A 21,241-nucleotide genomic window follows, 5' to 3' on the forward strand; every position below is an offset into this window, starting at 1 on the left:
CCTCCTTTCTAAGATGTCAGTATCGTTTATAAGCCTAAAATCGCGCGTGCATTCTTTTCATCCTGATGCATTTGTTCAATCAATGCATCCATCCCGTCGAAATTCTCTTCATCGCGCATGTGACGCAGGAATTGGACGGTTACTTTTTGGTCGTACAAGTCTCCGGAAAAATCCAAGAGGTAAGCTTCGACCTTATACGAATCTCCATTGACCGTTGGACGATAGCCGGCACTAATCAACGTATAATAGTATTCCGGTGCTTCCTGAACTTTTTTCACGAGCCCGAGGTAGACCCCTGGCTTCACTTTGACATATTCATCAATTCCTCCGACGTTCAATGTCGGAAAGCCTAATTGTCTGCCAAGCTGCTCGCCTTTTTCCACGACCCCTGTGATTTCAAAAGGTCGTCCAAGCATCGCCTGAGCCGCTTCCATCCGTCCTTGTGTTACATGCGTTCGGATATCCGTACTGCTCACTTTTCTGTCGTGAAGCTGGACACCCGGGACGATCGAAACACCGGCACCGATTTGCTGACATAGCTCTGCCAGTCCTTCAGCGTCCGATCCTCTCCCTTTACCGAAACGGAAATCCTCACCGACGATCACATGGCGGACGTTCAACCGGTTCAAGTGCTGAAGCACGAATTCTTCAGGAGATGTCTTTGCATATTCTTTTGTAAAATGGACGTGATAATAACGATCGACACCGAATTGCTCCAAACGGGTTTGGCGATCTTCAATCGTCGATAGTGAATATTTGAATGATTCATCGCCTCTCAGCACCCATTTCGGGTGATCAGAAAAACCGTACACAGCGATTTTATCTTCCTCTGTCGCCAGTCTTTCTGCCTCCTGGAGGAGAGACTGATGTCCTAGATGAACACCATCCATTTTCCCGATGATTAATACGACGGGCTCTGAGTTGTTAGGCGGTTGTCCTTGTACTTCAATCATTTCCATTTGCAAAGCATCCCCTTCAACCTGTTGATTAAACCTATTAATTATATAATATCCATTCTTATTTAATCAACCTTTATCACTTTTTGCAATCATTCTGCCCCTTTATTTGTTATGATGAACAAAAAAAGGGGCGTGTAGTCGATGATTGAAAAAGCGAAAGCATTCGCAGCCAAAGCCCATCAGGGGCAAAAGCGCAAAAACGCTTCGGAAGACTATGTGGTCCATCCTATCCGGGTGGCGGATCTCTTAAAACAGGCCGGATTCCGTGAAGAGCTGATTTGTGCCGGCTACCTCCATGATGTGGTCGAAGACACCAGCTACACCCTCAAGGATATTGAAAGTGAATTCGGTAGGGACATCAGAGATCTCGTCGCTGCTCATACGGAAGATAAAAACAAGTCATGGCAAGAAAGAAAACAACATACGATCGACACCGTCAGGGAAGCTTCGCTTGAATTGAAAGCGTTGATTATAGCTGACAAGCTGGATAACTTACGCTCTCTGCAACAAGACATCGAAACCTATGGGAACGAGGTTTGGAAAAACTTTAACGCGGGTCCCGATGCACAGAAATGGTACAATCAATCCATCGCTGCCGTGATGACAAACGGACTGAATCCTGAAGAGGTCCCGGATTACTTTTGCGAGTACAAACATTTCGTTGAACAAACGTTTGATTAACAGAAAAACATCCAGTCTCAGGGGGAACGAGACTGGATGTTTTATTGAGCGACCGATGGGTAAAAGCTCTCGATAATTTTTTCATCCGAGTGAGGAATCTCTTCACCTTTGACGATTTGCGAATTGTTGATGCAGCCACTCGTCAAAAGAATAATATCTCCTTCCTCACCTAACTGCATGGATTTACGAACACCTTCTTCTCTCGTGAGTGTTGGATGAATGTTCGAAGCATTTGGATTAGTAAAGCCAGTCATCACTTGATCGACCACGGATTGCGGGTCATGATAGCCAGGGTGATCGACCGTGACGATCACTTCATCCGCTTTTCCTTCAATCGTTTTTGCCATCTTGGGCATTTTGTTGAAATCCCGGATGCCAATGCCTGCAATCATGACAATTAAACGTCTGTGGTCAAGCTTCTTGACCTCCTCCAGCAACCTGTTCAAGGCTACGGGTGTATGCGCGTAATCTAAAATCACTGTTTGCTTCAGCGGCGTATCAATGACCTGGAATCGCCCTTCCGGCCCTTCCATATTTGGAAGCACGTCCAACACTTCCTCCCAAGAATAGTTCAGATGAAATGCTGTAGCGATCGCGGCCAGTACGTTCGCGACATTGTAAGTGCCATAGACGGGAACGTAGACTTTTTTCGTGTCTCCCTTATAGGTAAGGTCGAACAGAGACCCCTTTTTCATAACCTCAATGTTTTCTGCTGACAAATCAGCCTGTGGGTGACCTTCGATACTGTATGTCAGAAGACCATCCTTCCCCATCGCTAACAGCTCAGGAGCCATTCCTTCATCATCGATATTGACAACACGGTGGTTCGCCTGGTTGAACAAACGCATTTTACATTCCCTGTAATGATCAATCGTCCTGTGGTATTCCAAATGCTCTTCAGAAAAATTCGTATGGACAGCCACATCATATTGAATGCCCTCCACCCTGCACTGATCGAGAGCAATGGAAGATACCTCCATCACTGCCCCTTCATCGTCCAAGTTTCTGAGGTCACGGAAAATCCGGTGTAGATCCAGGGATTCAGGCGTTGTTGGCGTACTTTTCTTATATTGTAATTTCCGTTTTGATGACCATATCCCCGTCGTGCCAATCGAACCAGTCGGAAGGCCAAGCAAGGTCAATAGTGACCGGATATAGGCTGTGACTGTCGTCTTGCCGTTCGTTCCTGTTACCCCAATGGTTTTCAGTTCTTCATCTGCAAAGCCGAAGAAATCCTTTGAAAAAACAGACATGACGGAACGGACATTGTCTACAAGTAAGAAAGTTGTACGGTCATAGATTTGTGAAAGCTCCTCCAACACCTTTTCATCACTGCCGATGATTGTGGCAGCTCCCAGGCCGATGGCTTCTTCAATATATTCATGACCATCAAAATTCTCCCCTTTCAAACAAAAAAAAGCGGCTGCTGGTTCGACTCTTTTTGAATGAAAAGCAAGAGTTCTCACCTCTTGTTGAAGGGGGCCGTAAATATGTTTGATATGAAGTTTTTTTATATTTTCGAATTGTATCTTCATAGCCATTATCCTCACTCATTATATATGGTTTATCGTCGTCTTTTCGTAGCAAAAGTATGTATGGAAGGACGGGTGGTTTTGACGGAAACAAAGCCACTATTTACCGTACGACCATGACATACGTTTCCCTTTCCTCACCTAGCCGCAAACGCAAAAGACCCACACACAACAAAAACGGTCCACTCAGCCTACATATCTTCCAAATAAAACCACACCAGGTCATCCATTATTTGGATGACCTGGTGTGGAAGATAAATCCATATGAGTCACTCATCTTTCATAAGAAGGATGGTCAGACTGATGAGCGTGACAAGAATCGTTGCTCCCATATCAGCTAGAATGGCGAACCAAAGGGTGAGCCATCCTGGAATCGTGAGAAGAAGGGCGATCACTTTCAAGCCGAGGGCGATACCAATATTCCATTTGACGACGGCATTCACCCGTTTCGCAATTCGGAATGCATTCGGCAGTTTGCCGAGGTGGTCCTGCATGAGAACGATATCGGCAGTTTCAATCGCACTGTCCGTTCCTTTCCCCATCGCAATCCCTAAATCAGCCATCGCGAGAGCAGGCGCATCATTAATCCCGTCTCCAATCATGGCGAGTTTGGAGTTTCTTTTTAATTCGTCGACTTTTTCTACTTTCTGATCTGGCAAGAGCTGTGCATGGACATCGGTGACACCGATCTCTGCAGCCACTTTTCCAGCCGTCTTCTCGTGGTCACCGGTCAACATGATCGTATGTTTGATGCCTAAGGAATGGAGACGTTTCACAAGGGTACGGCTTTCTTCCCGCACTTCATCCGCTACTCCGAACATCCCGAGTACTTCTTTTTCGTCAGAAATGATAACAAGGGTGAATCCATCTTCTTTCAGCTTGTCGATGTCTGCTTTTACATCCTCTGAGACAGTTAAATGCGTCAATGTCTGTTCGCTTCCCACATAGTACGTCTTTTCTTCAATGACCGCTCGAACGCCTTTCCCAGGAATCGTATCAACAGAGGAAGGTTCCAAAGAATTCGCCTGTTGAACACGTGAATCTTCTAAGATCGCTCTCGCAATCGGATGGGAGGAATTTCTTTCAACAGCTTGAGCAACTGAAAAGAAACGCCCCTCTTCATAAACATTCACTGCGTGGACCTTAGGTTCTCCTTTTGTCAGCGTACCCGTCTTATCAAAAGCAATGCTTTCAATTTTTCCAAGCTGTTCAAGAAAAGCTCCACCTTTGACGAGAATGCCATTCCGCGCATTTTTCGTAATTCCGGAGAGAATCGCAATGGGAGAGGACAAAATCAATGCACATGGGCAGCCGACAATAAGAACCGCCAGTCCCTGATAAAAAGAACCTCCCCAGGTTGCAGAGAAAAGTAATGGTGGAAATACCATGACAAGACCGGCAATGACCATGATCAACGGTGTATAGTATTTAGCGAATCTGTTGATGAAAAGCTCTGTCGGTGTCTTCCTCTCCTGTGCTTCTTCCACTAACTGAAGAATTTTAGCGAGGGAAGAGTCATTGTAGGCCTTGGAGATTTCCACCTTCAACAACCCTTCGTTATTAATGCTGCCACCAAATAGCTTTTCACCAGGCTTCTTGTCTACAGGCAGAGACTCCCCGGTGATCGCTGCTTCATTCACAGAGCTGTAGCCAGCCGAGACCATACCGTCTGATGGGATTTTTTCACCCGCTTTTACAAGGACAAGATCTCCCTCTTTTAAATCTTCAATTCCTACGACTTCTTCCGTTCCATCTGCGAGAAGACGGGTCGCTTGTTTAGGCGCGACCTTCAATAACTGCTCCATCGAGCTACGCGCCTTTTCCATTCCGAGGCCTTCCAAATATTCATTCAGCCCGAACAAAATGGCTACAAGGGTCGCTTCTTTCCATTCCCCGATGGCCACCGCTCCGATGAGAGCAATCGTCATCAGCGTATCGATGTTAAACTTCAGCCGGGTTAAATTTTTCAAACCTTTCCAGAATGTCTGATACCCACTGATCGCAATCGCGGCCAAATACATCCCGATCATGACGAAAGGGGCAACCATTCCTTCCAATAAAAAGGTCGCACCGAAGATGAGCGAGGAAATAATGACGAGCTGCTTCATGTTCGGACCATGACTATGATCGTGGGCGTCTTCATCATCGACAAGAGAAGCGCCGTCGGATTTCAAAATCCGGCGTACTTTCTCCATATCGACGCCGTCTTGAACTCTTAATTTGCTCGATGAAAACTGAAGCTCGGAGTCTTCCCCGTGGTTGAGCTTGCGGATTTCCTCTTCCATTTCTGCTGCGCAATTCGCGCATGATAAACCTTGCAGTTTGTATTCCTTCATTCTCTTTCTCCCCTTTAATGGTGAAGAGCGTGATTGATGGTTTGTTGCAATAGATCGATGACGTGTTCATCATCGTGGGAATAAAATAATGTTGTACCCGCTCTTCGATACTTCACCAAGCGTAGATTTTTTAGAAACCGCAGTTGGTGGGAAACGGTCGATTGGCGAAGTTCTAATGTATCGGCAATTTGATTGACGGACATTTCTTGTTCACATAGTAAATGTAGGATTCTGATTCGTGTCGGATCGGACAACGCCTTGAATGTCTGGGAAACAACGAACAATGTCTCTTCATCCAGTTCATTGACGTGGTTTTTCTCCTGATCTTCTCGTTTATTTTTGTCTTCACTCATGAAATCGACACCTTCCTTATATGCGCATATATTCATATATACACTTATCGTATGCTTTAGCCTTCCATTTTGTCAATGTATGCTCGCCTATGTTTTATACATTTCAAAACGGGAAATTCAATCTATGTGCGACAAAGCAGAATGTTTGTCACAGTTAATTTTCACATATTAAAATAACATTCACTACCAAAGGAGGAGTACAATCATGTCTAAAAAAGTACTAATGGTCGTTACGAACCACGAAAAGATTACGGATGAGCAGCCGACAGGGATTTGGTTATCCGAATTCGGCGAAGCTTATAACGAGTTCCAAAAACACGGCTACGAAGTGACAGTAGCAAGCCCGGAAGGCGGCCGTTCACCTGTCGATCCAGGTAGTGTCAGCGAAGATGAACCACAAGAGATCTTAGATACAAAACCACATTTAGAAAATACAACACCAATCGCAGACGTCGAAGCGGAAGACTACGATGCCATTTTCCTACCGGGCGGTCACGGAACGATGTTCGACTTTCCGGATAATGAAAAGCTGCAAAAGCTGCTTCGTAACTTTTATGAAGCGGATAAAATCGTCGCAGCCGTCTGTCATGGTCCCGCAGGCCTTGTTGGAGCTACCCTGTCTAACGGTGAACCACTGGTCAAAGGAAAACGCGTCAATGCATTTACCGACGCCGAAGAAGTGGAAACAACGCTTGATCAACACATGCCATTCCTGCTTGAGAGCAAGCTGAATGAACTGGGCGCAACATTTGTGAGCGGCCCAAACTGGTCGGAGCATTATGAAGTGGACGGCAACCTGATTACCGGTCAAAACCCACAATCCACAGAAGTCGTTGCCAAAGAAGTCGTCAAACAACTGAATTAATATGTAAAGGGGTCCTGTGCCACAGGATCCCTTTTTCATTATTCATCGTCGTCTTTCCAACGGCCGAACAAATACGCGTACAGCTTTTGGGCAGCACACACAAATGAAACGAGCCAGAGAACCAACAGACCGATGACGATCAACCCTTTTACCCACGTCAATCCAGTTACAATTGTAAAAATCGCTGCACCAATTAAACCTAGGGTTACAACTACATGCAGAACAAAGGATGACAGGATTTTAAAGCTGTTGCTGATCCAGGCAGGCATAGAAAATCACCTCCTGCTCTACTTTATGTGATAGAGACAAATCAGCTTGTACGTTTTGATAGATTCTGTAAAAAAGGGCTTTTATTGAGGACCACAAGAAAGCTTGATGGGCGTTCATATGTTAAAATGAGCCTCAGAATTGCAGCAGAGGAGAATGAACGTGGAAAAAAGACTGGATCATATTGGAGTCGCTGTCCGCAATATCGAAGACAGCATCACTTTTTATACCAAAGTCCTTGGCGGAACCTTGATTGACCGTTATCGAAGTGAAGCAGAAGGAGTAGAAAGTGAAATCGCGATTATTGATATCAAAGGCGATCGTACAGAATTATTGATGCCTACGAATAATACAACCTCCCCCATCGCTCGCTTCATTAAGCAAAAAGGAAAAGGGGTCCATCACATTGCCTATGATGTCGGCGATTTGGACGCAGCGTTAAAAGAGCTAGAGAAGCAAGGCATCCGGACCCTGGAATGGTCATTACGGACAAATAAACACGGACGACGTCTCATTTACTTGAATCCGGCTGATACAGAAGGAACGATCATCGAGTACTGTGACTATCCGGAAAAATAATGAAAAATCCTTGCAGCTTAATTAAGCTGCAAGGATTTTTAGATGGAGACATTCACTCAGAACCAAGCGCTTCTGATACGTCATAATCCTCCGGGGCAAGCTCGGTTTCTTTTCCAAGGACTAGACGAGCAAGTTCTGCGCCAACATAAGGGCCGGATGTTAGTCCAGAAGCCCCTAGGCCATTTGCGACATATAAGTTCGACCATTCAGGGATGCCACCGAAAACAGGCAGGGACCCGGGCGTAAACGGTCGGAAGCCTACACGCGTTTCAGCAAAAGTGCTGTCATGAAGACCAGGAGCCACTTCAAGCGCCTTATCAAACACATAATGAAGGCCGCCTACGGTTGAACGTCCATCGAAACCGGCATCGGTTTCATGTGTGGCACCAATAACAACACGGCCGCCCCCGAAGGAAAGCATGTACTGATTGTTCGGTGGCATAATGACAGGCCAATCTTCCGTTTCCGTATTCGGCAGATCCAAATGAACGATTTGTGCTTTTTGAGGATGAACGAGAAAATCAATGCCGAGCGGCTTGAGGATCGGCTTCGCCCACGCACCAGCTGTCACAATCACTTCATCCGCTTCATGACGTACGCCGTCCACTTCGACAGCGGTCACCTTCTGTCCTTCATGAATAAGGCTCGCATCTCCATAAATCCTCTGTACCCCATATTTCTCTGCTACACGAAGAAGGGCATCTCTCAACTCACGGCCATTGACGCGTGCCGCACCACTGACATGAATCGCGTCGTATCCATCCGCGAGCGGTGGAAACATCTTTTTCGCTTCTTCTGATGAAATCCTTGTGATTTCACCGATTTCAGGAGCGCCATCTTCTCTTCGCTTCAACGCGCGCTCAATCGTTTTTTCTAATTTAGCTTCATCCCTTTGGAGACTGATTGCACCGACACGACGGTAGCCTGTCCGTGTTTCTCCTTCCGCTTCAAGCTGACGGATCAGTTCTGGATAGTAACGGGCGCCGCCTTTGACGAGACGGTACCAGCGCTTGTTGCGGCGCTGAGCGAGCCACGGGCAGACGATTCCAGCAGCTGCTTCTGTCGCCTGTCCCTCATCTTTGCGGTCGATGATTTTCACGTCGACGCCTTCTTTTGCTAAGTGATAAGCAGTGGATGCGCCTAGCACTCCCCCGCCGACAACGATATATTTCTTCATAGGTAAAACACCTTTTCATTCGTATTTTCATTTCCATGACCATTGTATAGAAAAAGAAACCTCCACTCAAATCCCTATTCAACAATATGGCAGGATTGTGGAAGACTCAGTTTCGAGACTTTTCTGGGTTCGTTTGCCGCATTGAGTGCCAGGGGTGGTTGGGAAGCTACTCGCTTTCCTGTGGGGGAGCGCCGAGCTTCCTCGGACTTTGTCCTGCGGGATCTCGCCTATCTCCTTCTCCCACGGGAGTCTCGCAGCTTCCCACCCACCCCATTCGAGAAATGAGATAAACGAACCCACGTACACGAATGAAGCGTCTTCCATAATAACTGCTTTCTAGTTGAGAAGCGCTCTATAGCGAGCGTTAGAGTATAGTTTACTGCTTGTTTGAGAGTTGAATACACCAACTCCCATTACGATGAAGGGCCGCGTATTCTGGAAGTGGTTTCGAGATACTCTTATGGTCAAGGGGCGGAGGGAAACGGTGAGACTCCTATGGGACGTGTGGGACAGGTGAGACCCCGGAAGGCGTAGCCTGAGGAGGCTCAGCGCCCGCCCCATGGAAAGCGAACTGTTTCCCGGGGCCCCTAAACTCCAACAAACATCTCGAAACTAAGTCTTCTACAAAAGGGAGCTTTAGTGAAAGAAGAGGCACAGGTAAACCCCGGAGTGAGGACTCCGGGGTTTGAGTTTAAGGTTATTTACTTAGGTTACATAAATAGGTGTAACAGGATTCGATGTCGCTGACGCAATCATGAATGCCGTCACTTTCAATTTCAATTAAAGCAAAAGGATTCATTGTGATGATATAGGAGGCGATGCGTATGCTCGGGTTCTCCTTCGTTAAATTCTGCAGTTCTTCATAAACCGGATCCCGCTCTTTTTCAACGAAATCAAACCAGCTCGCTTGCTCCATACCGCCACTCCTTCACGAATGTTCTATTACTAAGAACTATTCGCCACAAGGAAGAAAAATCCTCTTACCCCGTGATCACTTCTACTTCCCACTGATCGTTCACATATAATCCGATGACGTCTACATTGAAGCCCCATGATTTCACAAGATCTACTGATTCTTTAATTTGACCTGCTTTTTCATCGCGCTCGACAGGGTTACCGGCGCAATTGTAGTGGCCGACAATGGCAACGACGCCTGATCCGTGCTTGTCTACGGATATATCAATTTTCGTTTTGACAGCGGCCAGCTGATCTTCAGGGCCTTCCAATAAGAACTTAGTCGGGCCTGCTTCTGTAATCATGTCGATGTATTCCGTTCCGTAACGTTCCTGCATCCAATGGATGACGGGAAGTTGCACACGTCCATCCATACAATTAATTGCTGTCGCAAATGTTTTTTCTGCCATAAAAAATCCCTCCAACTTAAATTTCTCTATTTATTTTATCATAACAAAAAAACAGCAGGAGCGGGTGCCCTGCTGCTTCTCATCAATTGATGCCTTGAATTTGCATTGATTCTACTGTGGCTGTGCCATTATCGCGGATACGTGCCTGCATATTCACTTGATCTCCCTCTTTCAGGAAAATGGCGAGAGGGGCTTTGCTTGTGTTGACCGTATAGATGGGCGTCTCCCCTTCTAGTAAGAATTGAACAGACTGTCTGGAATCGGTAGAAGTGACAAGAACGCGGTTGATCGTTCCTGACTTCTCCGTCAAGTCGACACCCTGACTTCCCTCCACACTACTGGGATCCTGGGCAATTTGCAGACGGTATGCGTTCAACGTCTGCTTGGCTGTATCTCCGAAAACTGCAAAGTCTGAATCTGCTGCCTTAATGTACGCATATTGCTTGAACAACCCGTTTGGATCAAGGACGTTTACGATCCATGTCGGGTGGCCGTCCACGTTATAGAGAACCGGCATCGTTCCTGTCCAGTTCTTTTCAGGATACTGTTTGTTGACGATCTGCACAGCTCCTTTACTGTCCATGATCCCCTGATTTTGCTGGCCGTTGTAATAAGTGAGGGCCCCTGTCCGTGCATTGATCAACGTATAACCAAGAGCAGAATCGATATTTTCTTTCGGTGAAGCCATATCTGTGAAATAGAACATTTCACCCGCTTCATTGAAAATCGGCGTGACACTGCTCTCAGTCCCTGACTCATTCGGAATCTTTACATCTTTTTTCCCAAAGATCGAATTCAACCATCCATTCACATATTTACCAAAGTACTCGTTTTCAATGGCTGCAAGTTCTGAACTTACCGATCCTTCAACGAAATCGGGAGCATTAGAAGAATCATAGGTCTCGATGTCCCCTGAAACCGGATCGACAATGGCCACTTTGATATCATTCATGTCCGGGCGGTTGGAAAACAGCAGCGGCTTATAAATCGTTTGGACATACCACGGTTTCCCTTCATCATCGACTTCAATCTGTGCGTCTCCACTTTGGACATAATCCGGATGCTTTCCATAAACGACACGCTGCACATTATGATTAAAGAAGCTTGAGTTGGTGTACCTCATTTTGCTCTCAACAAACTCCGGCTGTGCATTGATATTCGTTGCCGTAATTGTAAAGTACCCTTCCGTCTCTTTTCCTCGCAAATAACGCCAGAAGCTCGAGAATTCTACAGGCGCCACATAAGCGATTTCGCCATCAATCTGCTGGGCCTGCAGTTTTCCTAAATCATAGAATTGTGTATTCGGAACCACACTCATCGCTTTTTGCACTTTGTTCCTTGCTGACTCAGGCGCGACAGATATCGGTGTGTTCTCCTCATTCAAAGGACGGGCTTCCTCTTCCTCTGATTTCGAAATGCTGTCATAGCTGTCCTGCAAAGCTAGAATGCTGTAAATGAAAACACCTATGACCGCGACCGCTACGCCTAAAATAACAATCCCTGACAGTGAGCGATGCATCGTTTGATATTGCACCGGCACTTTGGCTCCTCCGTACACTAACGGAACAAAAAGAACAGCGACGATCACATTGAGAATCAGCATATTCGGCACCGTAATCGTCGGCATGAATGCGTAAACGACGAAGAACATTACGATGATACCGAAAACCAGGACACCCAGTGTCGTTTTCATGATTTTCTTTCTTCTCATTCGATTTTTTACATAGACGATGATGGACAACGTCAAAAATAATAGAAATGATAATACCGTTGTCATTACTATTCCAATCATTATGTATCCCCCTTCTTTCTCCATATTCCATACGTTTGAAAACAGCGTTATGTTTCAATTATATGTGCAATCACGAGAAAAAGCAGAACAATTACGTTCTGCTTTTCTTCTTCAGGTAGTCGGCAAGCCCCATGGAACAAACGTCTATATCCAGTTTCAGAATCTCATAGACCTCATGACTCTGCGGAATTCCTTTATCCTCTAAATAGGACGCTACACGATTATGAAGCCTCTGTTGAACGCCCTCCAACCCTTGTCCTTGCTCTAAAGCATCCTTCGCTTCACTCACAAAAACAGGAATCCAACTACTGACTTGGTCAAACGTTTGATCAGGATCTTTTGTCTTCCCAAAATGTCCGAAATAGAGACAAGAAGGATTCATATCGCGAAAACGATTGATGCAATCGAGCATCGCGTCCGGATCGAACTGATTCGGTGAAGTCGTTGGTAAATAAAAAGTTAGTCCATGATCTTCAGTCTGATGATATCGAATCCCTGCCGTATCTCCTGTGAAAATCCCGTTACTCAGTGAATCATGAATGCCAAGATGGTGCTTCGCATGTCCGGGAGTGTCATAAAACGTGATTTTACGGTTCTTTGATAGCGTAAGCTTGTCTCCATCTGTCTTTGTTTCCAGTCTCTCTTCCGGTATAGGAAGAATCGGATCAAACAATTCATCAAACGCTTCTCCATAAACCGCCTTCGCTCCTTGAATCAAACGCGAAGGATCTGCGAGATGCCGCTTTCCTTTTTCATGAACGATGACCTGTGCGTTCGGGCACTCTTGCAAAAGCAGCCCCGCTCCACCTGCATGATCCAAATGGATATGCGTCAAAACCACGTACGCTACTTTTTCTTTCGGAATCTCCAACTCTTCCAAACCAGCCAGCACTCTCGGCACAGAAGGGCTCGGGCCTGTCTCCACGAGAGTAATGTCATCCCCTAACAAAACATATGTACCTGTCCGTCCTTCAAACCCCATATCATAGCCATCAATCAAAAACACATCATTACCTAAATCCATCGGCTCTCTCTTCTTCAATTCCTTCACCTCACCTTATGAATTATCTCTAGTGTACTAGAATTTAACAAATAATGATAACGCTTTCTTTAATCTGCATGTTTATTAAGATTGCTGGATTATTGAAGACTTGATTTCGATATGTTTGTGAGATTCTAGGGGCTACGGGAAAAGGTTCGCTTTCCATGGGGCGGGCGCTGAGCCTCCTCAGGCTACGCCTTCCGGGGTCTCAGCTGTCCCGCACAGCCCATAGGAGTCTCACCGTTTCCCTCCGCCCCTTTACCATATGAGGTTCTCGAAATCTCTTTTATAGTCCCTGCCTAGTTCTGTTGTGAAATCTTGCTTAAATCGCATCGTTATAGGATTCGTAACCATAAAAGCTCTAGTTGCTGGAAGGTAGTTTCGAGACTCTCTTACGACTAGGGGCGAAGGGGAATGGCGAGACTCCTGCGGGAAAAAAGTGCTTGGTGAGACCCCGCAGAGCGGAGCTCGAGGAGGCTCACCGCGCTCCCGCGGAAAGCGAGCTATTCCCCGCAGCCCCTATCCACTCACCAAAAGTATCGAAATCAAGTCTTCCACAATCCTGCCATATACTTTAATAAATCAAAAGAGATGGATTGTCACACTTTTGGGCTGGGTGAATATCATGGATTCTGAGGAGTTGGTTAAAATGACAGAAGACCGAAAGATGCACCAACAAGGTCATACGCAGCCTTCCTATGAGCAATGCAATAAGATGAAGTACTACCATGTCATGGTCCAAACGAAGGATGGACGCAGCTTTGATGGAGTCATCACTGATGTGAATCATGATAAGATGACGATCTTAGTCAGTGAAGATGTGATGGTCGACGAGGACGGGAACGCAATGGATGACCAACGCCAGTACGGATATGGCCGCCGTCGCGCTCGCCGCTTCCGTCGCGAAGTATTGCCACTAGCTGGTCTTGCTACATTAGCGCTGTTCCCATACTTGGCAAATCCGTACCCCTATTACTACCCATATCCGTACGGCTACCCTTACTACTATTAAGGGATTATCACGATCTACGAAACCGGATGTACACTTATCTCAATTACATGGAATAAATTACCGTACCAGGTCATCCATATTATGGAATATCCGGTACGGCATTTTTTATGTGCTGAAGATGTTTTTTTCGATTTGTTTCATTTCGTAGAAGTGTCCTTGTTTTTGCATGAGTTCGTCATAAGAACCTGCTTCTGCGACTTCCCCTTCAGCCATGACGATGATTTGGTCCATCTTTTCGAGGCCGCTCAAACGGTGGCTAATGAGGACGACGGTATCTTGAGACGCGCGTTCATACAGGTGATTGAATATCATTCGTTCGGTGAGAGCATCGACGGAAGATGTCGGTTCATCGAGCAACCAGAGACGCTTTCCTTTCAGAAAAGCTCTTGCTATGGACAAGCGCTGACGCTCTCCACCCGAAAGGTTCTCCCCTTTTTCGAAAACCGGTTGGTCCAGGTCAAACTCCAATCCAACCTCTTCCAGCACGAGCTTCATCTCTTCATCTGAGAGGTCTTCCCCGGCAAGCTGGAGGTTTTCACGTATGTTCCCGTAAAAATAATGATTCTCCTGAAGGACGACGTTGCTGTTTTCCCAAATGCTCTCTTCTGATATTTCCGTTATGTTCTTACCATTGACCATCAGCTCACCCATAGATGGGATTTGGAATTTCATGAACAGCTGTAGGAGTGTTGATTTTCCGGATCCACTTGCTCCGACAATGGCGGTTTTACTGCCTGCTGGTATGGACAAGGTGACACCTGTAAGTGCCTCTCTCTCCTCGTCCGGAAAACGGTAACTGACATCACATACTTGCATACTAGGAGCCAGCTTTCCATCAAGGTTGTACGTTTCTGTTCCACGATTTTCTTCCTCTACAATGGAAAAAAGCCGCTTCGATGCCCGTTTGCTATCATCAAGGTGACTTGGCAGAACAGCCATCGGTGCTGCATTTTCAAAGACTGTCAACGAAATCATCACCAGCATCGCTAGAAACAGCCCGTTCAGATCTCCTTCAGCCACAAGAAAAGCACCAAGGCCTGTGACGATCCATGAGACGAGGAGTGTCGCAAACGTGTTCCAGGAATGACTGGAAAGCATCTGACGACTGTCACGCTCACTCTCTCGAATATAATCATCGGAAGACTGATGAAGCATTTCTTTTTTGTCTTCAAGCTGCTGATAGATTTTAAGGTCACGGAAGCCGTACAGCCATTCCGCAGCTTCGGTCGATAACTCTCCGCGCGCCTCTCTTACACGGCTGGCTAGTTTCCGTTGTTTAACGGTGTACCAGGCTGGAATCAATAGCCCCGTAACGACAAGACCCAAGAGAAGAACGATGGCTATGGAAATAGAGAAGATGGATGCGAAAACGACTGTCCCTAAGAAGATGATGACAAGGACCACCGGTGGATAATACACACGCAAAAAGAAGTTTTGCAGACTCTCCACGTCACCGACGATTCGTGATAGCAAATCCCCACTCCTGTATTTCTGAAAAATCCTCGGTGCATGCGGTTCTAATTTTTTGTAAAAAGCAAGCCGTAAGTTACTTAAAATCGTAAAGGTCGCCCTGTGGGAAAAATACCTTTCCGCATAACGGCCGAGCGCCCTCGCAAACCCGAACAGCTTTAAAAAAGCGATAAGCACCGTCAAGGCATACAACGGCGGGATGAGCGCCGCCCTGGATATTAAATAGCCACTGGCGCCAAACAGCCCGACCGCTGACATACCAGCAAGAAAACCGAAGACGATCGAAAGCACGATATCCCTTTTTTCCAATACAACTAACCGGATGACTTCCTTCAGTTCCTTCATGCGGAGTTCCCTCCTTGCTGGACGGTCACCATATCCCTATACTCCTTCACCGTTTCCAACAGTTCTTCGTGTGTACCTTTTCCTATAAGATAACCGCGATCGAGCAGCAGAATTTGATCAGCCTTTTTGATTGTATGCAAACGATGGGCAACGGTGATGATTGTCGCTGTTTTCGCAAGCTTTTCCATGGAGGCTTGCAACACCCGCTCCGTTTTCAGATCCAGACCTGTCGTCGGTTCATCAAACAGGATGACAGAAGGTTTCTTCAAAAATGTACGCGCAAGCGCGAGGCGTTGTTTCTCTCCTCCAGAAAGTCCGCGTCCTGCTTCACCGACCGGGGTGTCGTACCCTTTTTCCAAAGATGCAATCAGCTCGGCGATTCCCGCTTTCTCCGCGGCCTCCTGAATTTCTTCCTTGGAATGATTCCCTCGCCCGCCAATCGCAATGTTTTCAGCAATCGTTCCGGAAAATAAATACGGGTGCTGAGAGATGTAGCTGACCTGAGAAAACCATTCTTTTTCTTCATAGTCAAAAAGGGAGCGATCATTAACTTTGATCGTTCCAGAGGACGGTTTAGTCAGGCCGGCTAAAAGGTGCAGGAGCGTCGATTTTCCCGCACCACTTTTACCAACGATGGCTACCTGGTTATAGGAATGGATGGTTGCCGTCAACTCTTCCATCGCAAACCCTTCCTCATAATGAAAACTCATTTGATCGAGCTTGATCTCAGGGGGCTGTTTACCTTCAAGCTTTCCACTTCCCCACTGAATGTGTTGTTCTTCTTTTTCAAGCTCTTCCGCCAACAGGTTGGAAGCACCTGTTGCGCCTCTCCCTGTATGAAAAGCACTCCCGAAGTCTTTCAGCGTCAAATAAAATTCAGGGGCAAGAATGAGAATGAAAAAGGCTGTAAAAAAGGAAACACTCTCATATACAACGAGCCGAATCGCAATTTCCAATGCAATCAGCCCGATGCTGAGCATGGAAATGAACTCAAGCATCAAGGATGAGACAAAGGCGACTTTCAAGACTTCCATCGTCGCATCACGGAAACCTAGACTGCTCGATTCAATCTCTTCCTTTTGCTGCTTGGAACGTCCAAAAAGTTTTAATGTTGTTAAGCCTTGAAGCGTATCAAGAAACTTTCCGGAGAATGTGTTCAACTTCTCCATCTGCTCTTCTGACTTCTTTTTTGTCATAACACCGATGATAGCCATGAATAACGGGATGAACGGAGCTGTAATAATCATGATCAGCCCTGAGTAGAGGTGCTGGGTAAACACAACGACAAGAATCATCAGCGGGATGATCATCGTCTGGATCATTTGTGGAATATAACTGCTGAAATAACCGTCAATCTCGTCGACGGAATCCATCAGCACACTGACTTTCCTTCCCGATTGTCCTTGTAAAGAGGCTTGAACGGGATTTCGCGCGTATTTATCAATTATGGACTGACGGAAATAAAGTTTTGCTTTGGATGCAAGCTTAATGCCTGTCCGGCCGTTCAGCCATGTAAACAGCGTCCGTCCAGCGAGCACCAAAAGCAATCCCGCGAGAAGTGGGAGGATATCCTGAAAACGTCCCTCACCAAGGAAGATCCGGTCGACGATCGCAACGAAAAAATAAGATTGACCAATAATCGTGGCACCAATCAACACGGAAGTGAGGACCAACAGCATGAAAACTCTTCGATCTGAGAAAGCTAGTCTGCTGAGGTGCTTCATTTATATAAAACTCCTTATAAGCCATTTTGTGAAAAAGTTCACATTACCATTATTATAATTCATGAAGCGGATCATTGCTAAAAATAAAACTGATGATTCTATGACAATTCTATATCATCGTCTCCTTAATAAACAGCTATCATACGTTATCCTAGGGACACTGATTAAAGGGACAAAGGGATCTTTTCTATATCATTTCCCTCTATGTAAAGTTGAAGACATTGTAATAGGTATGAAAAACCATTCGTGATTCTCTGCTTTTTTCAGAATCAAGAGTTTATAAATTTGTGCCCTTCGACTCTACCGAAGAAATGGGAGAAGCACATTTTACGCAAGTCTTAGGGAATTAATGAAATGAAAAAAACCCACAGGATTCAATTCCTGAAGGCTTACATGAGAGCATTATAATGTTGAAGCAGCGCTTGTACAGTTTGTTTACTGTTGATGTTGCCGTCTCATCTACAGTCATATCTCATGAAACGTCCCCTGGGTTAGCCAGTGGTTTTGTATAAGGAAAAAAGTCCTGTACAAATAAAAGGGCTTGTTATTCAGCTTGAGTATTATTCCAATCATTAAATGTTCCCGCTGCTTTAACGTCGGGTTAATGTCCTGTATCTTTGGTCCAATGTCCTCGATCGTCCAATCAACGTTCCGTATCTTTGATTTAATGTCTTCTAGCGCTTATTCAGTGTCCTGTAACTCGTGTGTAATGTCTTCTTCTTTCCCCAAAAACTCTCAGGGTTCTTGTATATAAAAGTCGTATGCAATAACTTCCGAAACGGATCTTTCCTGCTACAAATTTTGTTTTTTCGCGGTTGCCTGACCGGTGAGAACCAGCCAGATCATATATAGTAGAGTGAGCAAACAAAACGGCCTCCTCTTTACTTTAAATATTCCAAACGTCAAGACAGAGAACATGTCTTCTAGAACGATATAAGTGATACTTAGGTAGTCCATTGGGAGGAAACGTTTGAGACCTCTCCCCAAAGGTTTCCTTCGACTTTCATCTCTTCCACGTCATCATAATTTTCATCAGTTATCCTACTCCTAACAGAAGCGACTGAATTCAATGCTTCACGCAAATCGGTCACGGCAGCAGTTTCGAATCATTTACTACCCCAATGATATTCTTTCCGATTAAGAAGTGACGGAATCCATCCCCCTGAATAATTTCTTCTCCGACATCGTTAATTTTGTTAATAAAAAATTTAACTTTTTGAATACTTTTAACGTTAACAAGCCTTTGGAAGCTTGTCAAAGTGAAAATTTTTTTAAATCGGCTATAACCTATGAGATGATAGGGCTTAAGGCGATTTTTTTCTAAAATGGATTTTGACAAGCGATTTTTATTCGTTAAGATAAAGTCTGTAAAGAAAAAATTTAATAAAGTTAATTGCTTTTACGCCTGTGAGGAGGTTTTTAATGACAAATCATCATGAAGAAGGCTCCCGACAGACCATTGAGCACGCGAAAGGACTTGTGATCGATTCCATTGCGGAAACGATGGATTTGTATGGAGTGACCCGAAGTGCAGGGACTTTATATGGGACGATGTACTTTGAAGAAGATATGACGCTGGATGAAATGCGTGAAAAACTAGGAATGAGCAAGCCGAGCATGAGTACAGGAGTGAAGAAGCTTCAAAATTACAACATTGTGAAGCAAACGTTTCGAAAGGGAACGCGCCGACAGACTTTTGTAGCTGAAAAGGACTTCTTTAAATTCTTCTCCAATTTTTTCACGAAGATGTGGATAAGAGAAGCTAAAATCAACTTGGACACAGTTAAGCAAGCCCAGAAGGAATTGAATAAGCTTATAGAGGATTCCGAAGTTGACGAAAAGATTAAGCACGAAGCGCAGCAAGTCTATCAGCAGTTGGAAGCGTCCATTCCATATTACCATTGGTTACAGAAGCTCGTTGACTCTATTGAGAGTGGGGAAATTTTCGAATTTCTTCCTGTCGACCAAGAAAAATAAGATACCGCCTCTCTGAATAACGTTTCATCTGTTATTCAAGGGAGACGTGTGGACTTTATAATTTACAGAATATTCAGATAATATTAAAAGGAGTGATGTCATTGCAATCGAATCAACAAACATCTTTTTTCGCTAAGAACAAAGCCGCTATCATGCTCGGGACACTTCTAGGTGTTTTCGTCCTCTACATGGCCTTCACAAATGAAAACATTCAATGGGGCGGATTTATCGCCATGATTGTTTTCTATGCCCTCGTCTATTACATCGGTGCCGTCTTCGCTACAAATAAATCCGGAACTTTAGCAGACATGATGGTCGCAAACCGCAGTTTACCACTTGGAATCGCGATGTTCACTATGGCTGCTACATGGGTTGGTGGTGGTTATGTGAATGGTACGGCAGAATTCACATACAGCGATGGTCTCGTATGGGCTCAAGCCCCGTGGGGATACGCATTAAGTCTAATTATTGGTGGTATTTTCTATGCCCGTAAAATGCGCCGCTATGAATTCCTCACGATCATCGATCCCCTGGAACAACGTTTTGGTAAAAAAATGGCCGGCGTCCTTTACATTCCCGCTTTGCTAGGGGAAATGTTCTGGAGTGCTGCAATTCTTACGGCACTCGGTACAACATTCGGAACCATCCTGAACATTGACTTTACTACATCCATCATCCTTTCAGGAATTATCGCCATCGCCTATACCGTAGCCGGAGGCATGTGGGCAGTCGCCTATACGGACGTTTTCCAAATGGCCATCCTATTAATCGGACTCATTTTAGTGGTGCCCTTCACTTTAGGTCATGTTGGTGGTCTTGAAAACGCGTGGAGTAATTATTCAGTAGAATTCGGCTCTTACGCCAATTTATTTCCACCACTGAACGGGTGGCAGGATCCTGCCTGGGGCAACTGGTTCTGGAACTGGATTGACTATGCCCTTCTTCTCATCTTTGGTGGTATTGCCTGGCAAGTATATTTCCAACGTGTCCTTTCCGCCAAAAATGAAAAAACCGCGATGTGGTTATCCATCACAGCAGGAGTCATCTGCATCATTGCAGCCATCCCTGCCGTTCTGATTGGAATTGTAGGCGTGAATATGGACTGGGCAAGCATGGGACTTCCGACTCCTGAAAACCCAGCGGTTATTCTTCCGCACATCCTGAGGTATTTGACCCCTGAACTCGTATCCGCGATTGGTCTCGGAGCGCTTGCAGCGGCGGTCATGTCCTCCATGGACTCTTCCATTCTTTCTGCCTCTTCCATGGCATCCTGGAATGTGTATCGTCCATTGCTTAAACCGAACGCAAGCTCTGAGCAATTGAAAAAAGTTATCAAGCGCACGATCATCATCGTCGGTGTCGGAGCTATGATCATCGCATTGAATGTCAAAAGTGTGTATACGCTGTGGTATTTAGCATCCGACCTTGTGTACACGATTCTTTTCCCACAGCTTACGATGGCTCTCTTTTATAAAAATGCGAACCTCTACGGATCGATCGCCGGATTCTCTGTGGCGTTATTCCTTCGTTTAGGAGGCGGAGAACCAGCAATGGGACTACCGGCGTTCCTGCCGTATCCAATGATCAACCCTGACGGAATCGTCCTGTTCCCGTTCCGTACACTTGCTTGTATCGCTGCGTTCATTATGATCTTCGTTGTATCCGAATTGACGAAGAAAAAATGTCAGCCTCAGCCACTTCTCATGCCAGAAGAAAGAGAGCAAGAGGAAAAGGCTTCCTAATAGAAACAAAAAGCGCTCCAATTG

At 45.5% G+C, this 21,241-nt stretch carries 18 protein-coding genes; 6 read left to right on the top strand and 12 right to left on the bottom strand.

The window, feature by feature from the left end; genetic code table 11:
* Positions 1–26 precede the first annotated feature (26 nt).
* Positions 27–959, bottom strand: a complete 933-nt coding sequence (locus BLS23_RS12565; protein WP_089652898.1) for a bifunctional riboflavin kinase/FAD synthetase — start codon at positions 957–959, stop codon at positions 27–29.
* Between the two features lie 141 nt (positions 960–1,100).
* Here BLS23_RS12565 and BLS23_RS12570 point away from each other — a divergent pair, with 141 nt between their 5' ends.
* Positions 1,101–1,640, top strand: a complete 540-nt coding sequence (locus tag BLS23_RS12570; RefSeq protein ID WP_089652899.1) for an HD domain-containing protein — start codon at positions 1,101–1,103, stop codon at positions 1,638–1,640.
* Between the two features lie 41 nt (positions 1,641–1,681).
* Here the strand turns inward: BLS23_RS12570 and BLS23_RS12575 are convergent, their stop codons facing one another.
* The 3 genes from BLS23_RS12575 to BLS23_RS12585 all read right to left on the bottom strand — a co-directional run bounded on the left by BLS23_RS12575 (position 1,682) and on the right by BLS23_RS12585 (position 5,861).
* Positions 1,682–3,175, bottom strand: a complete 1,494-nt coding sequence (locus tag BLS23_RS12575) for a UDP-N-acetylmuramoyl-L-alanyl-D-glutamate--2,6-diaminopimelate ligase (RefSeq protein ID WP_089652945.1) — start codon at positions 3,173–3,175, stop codon at positions 1,682–1,684.
* A 266-nt stretch (positions 3,176–3,441) separates the two neighbouring features.
* Positions 3,442–5,508: a heavy metal translocating P-type ATPase gene (locus tag BLS23_RS12580; protein WP_089652900.1), complete on the bottom strand. Its 2,067-nt coding sequence runs from the start codon at positions 5,506–5,508 to the stop codon at positions 3,442–3,444.
* A gap of 14 nt (positions 5,509–5,522) precedes the next feature.
* The gene (locus BLS23_RS12585) at positions 5,523–5,861 is read right to left on the bottom strand and encodes an ArsR/SmtB family transcription factor (protein ID WP_089652901.1); all 339 of its coding nucleotides are present in this window, start codon (positions 5,859–5,861) and stop codon (positions 5,523–5,525) included.
* Positions 5,862–6,066: 205 nt separating this feature from the next.
* On the opposite strand from BLS23_RS12585, the gene BLS23_RS12590 reads away from it, so the two are divergent.
* Entirely contained in the window at positions 6,067–6,726 is a 660-nt protein-coding gene (locus tag BLS23_RS12590; protein WP_089652902.1) for a type 1 glutamine amidotransferase domain-containing protein, read from the top strand.
* Between the two features lie 38 nt (positions 6,727–6,764).
* Here the strand turns inward: BLS23_RS12590 and BLS23_RS12595 are convergent, their stop codons facing one another.
* Positions 6,765–6,995: a hypothetical protein gene (locus BLS23_RS12595; RefSeq protein ID WP_089652903.1), complete on the bottom strand. Its 231-nt coding sequence runs from the start codon at positions 6,993–6,995 to the stop codon at positions 6,765–6,767.
* Positions 6,996–7,155: 160 nt separating this feature from the next.
* On the opposite strand from BLS23_RS12595, the gene BLS23_RS12600 reads away from it, so the two are divergent.
* Complete coding sequence (locus tag BLS23_RS12600; RefSeq protein WP_089652904.1) at positions 7,156–7,572, top strand: VOC family protein; 417 nt, start codon at positions 7,156–7,158, stop codon at positions 7,570–7,572.
* A gap of 52 nt (positions 7,573–7,624) precedes the next feature.
* On the opposite strand, the gene BLS23_RS12605 is transcribed toward BLS23_RS12600, so the two are convergent.
* From BLS23_RS12605 to BLS23_RS12630, 5 genes are all read right to left on the bottom strand, one after another.
* Positions 7,625–8,749 carry an NAD(P)/FAD-dependent oxidoreductase gene (locus BLS23_RS12605; protein ID WP_089652905.1) on the bottom strand — a complete coding sequence of 375 codons (1,125 nt, stop codon included), beginning with the start codon at positions 8,747–8,749 and terminating at the stop codon, positions 7,625–7,627.
* A 697-nt stretch (positions 8,750–9,446) separates the two neighbouring features.
* A complete protein-coding gene (locus BLS23_RS12615; protein ID WP_089652907.1) occupies positions 9,447–9,665 on the bottom strand; it encodes a hypothetical protein in 219 nt (72 codons plus the stop codon).
* 64 nt (positions 9,666–9,729) lie between these two features.
* Positions 9,730–10,113: a carbonic anhydrase gene (locus BLS23_RS12620; protein ID WP_089652908.1), complete on the bottom strand. Its 384-nt coding sequence runs from the start codon at positions 10,111–10,113 to the stop codon at positions 9,730–9,732.
* A gap of 82 nt (positions 10,114–10,195) precedes the next feature.
* A complete protein-coding gene (locus BLS23_RS12625; RefSeq protein WP_089652909.1) occupies positions 10,196–11,905 on the bottom strand; it encodes an AI-2E family transporter in 1,710 nt (569 codons plus the stop codon).
* 91 nt (positions 11,906–11,996) lie between these two features.
* On the bottom strand, positions 11,997–12,947 hold the full coding sequence (locus BLS23_RS12630; protein ID WP_244157194.1) for an MBL fold metallo-hydrolase: 951 nt from the start codon (positions 12,945–12,947) through the stop codon (positions 11,997–11,999).
* Between the two features lie 649 nt (positions 12,948–13,596).
* On the opposite strand from BLS23_RS12630, the gene BLS23_RS12635 reads away from it, so the two are divergent.
* Positions 13,597–13,959: a hypothetical protein gene (locus BLS23_RS12635; RefSeq protein WP_208599177.1), complete on the top strand. Its 363-nt coding sequence runs from the start codon at positions 13,597–13,599 to the stop codon at positions 13,957–13,959.
* 105 nt (positions 13,960–14,064) lie between these two features.
* Here the strand turns inward: BLS23_RS12635 and cydC are convergent, their stop codons facing one another.
* Both cydC and cydD read right to left on the bottom strand, forming a co-directional pair.
* Positions 14,065–15,774 (bottom strand): thiol reductant ABC exporter subunit CydC, encoded by a 1,710-nt coding sequence (cydC, locus tag BLS23_RS12640; RefSeq protein ID WP_089652911.1) that lies wholly within the window; start codon positions 15,772–15,774, stop codon positions 14,065–14,067.
* Entirely contained in the window at positions 15,771–17,498 is a 1,728-nt protein-coding gene (gene cydD, locus BLS23_RS12645) for a thiol reductant ABC exporter subunit CydD (RefSeq protein ID WP_089652912.1), read from the bottom strand. The genes cydC and cydD overlap by 4 nt, the downstream gene beginning before the upstream one ends.
* Before the next feature lie 1,422 nt (positions 17,499–18,920).
* On the opposite strand from cydD, the gene cudC reads away from it, so the two are divergent.
* The gene (gene cudC, locus BLS23_RS12655) at positions 18,921–19,475 is read left to right on the top strand and encodes a choline uptake/conversion transcriptional regulator CudC (protein ID WP_089652914.1); all 555 of its coding nucleotides are present in this window, start codon (positions 18,921–18,923) and stop codon (positions 19,473–19,475) included.
* A 152-nt stretch (positions 19,476–19,627) separates the two neighbouring features.
* On the top strand, positions 19,628–21,217 hold the full coding sequence (locus BLS23_RS12660) for a high affinity choline transporter 1 (RefSeq protein WP_089652947.1): 1,590 nt from the start codon (positions 19,628–19,630) through the stop codon (positions 21,215–21,217).
* Positions 21,218–21,241 lie beyond the last annotated feature (24 nt).

Origin of the sequence: Halobacillus aidingensis (assembly GCF_900104185.1) — a bacterium.
Taxonomy (GTDB): Bacteria; Bacillota; Bacilli; order Bacillales; family Halobacillaceae; genus Halobacillus; species Halobacillus aidingensis.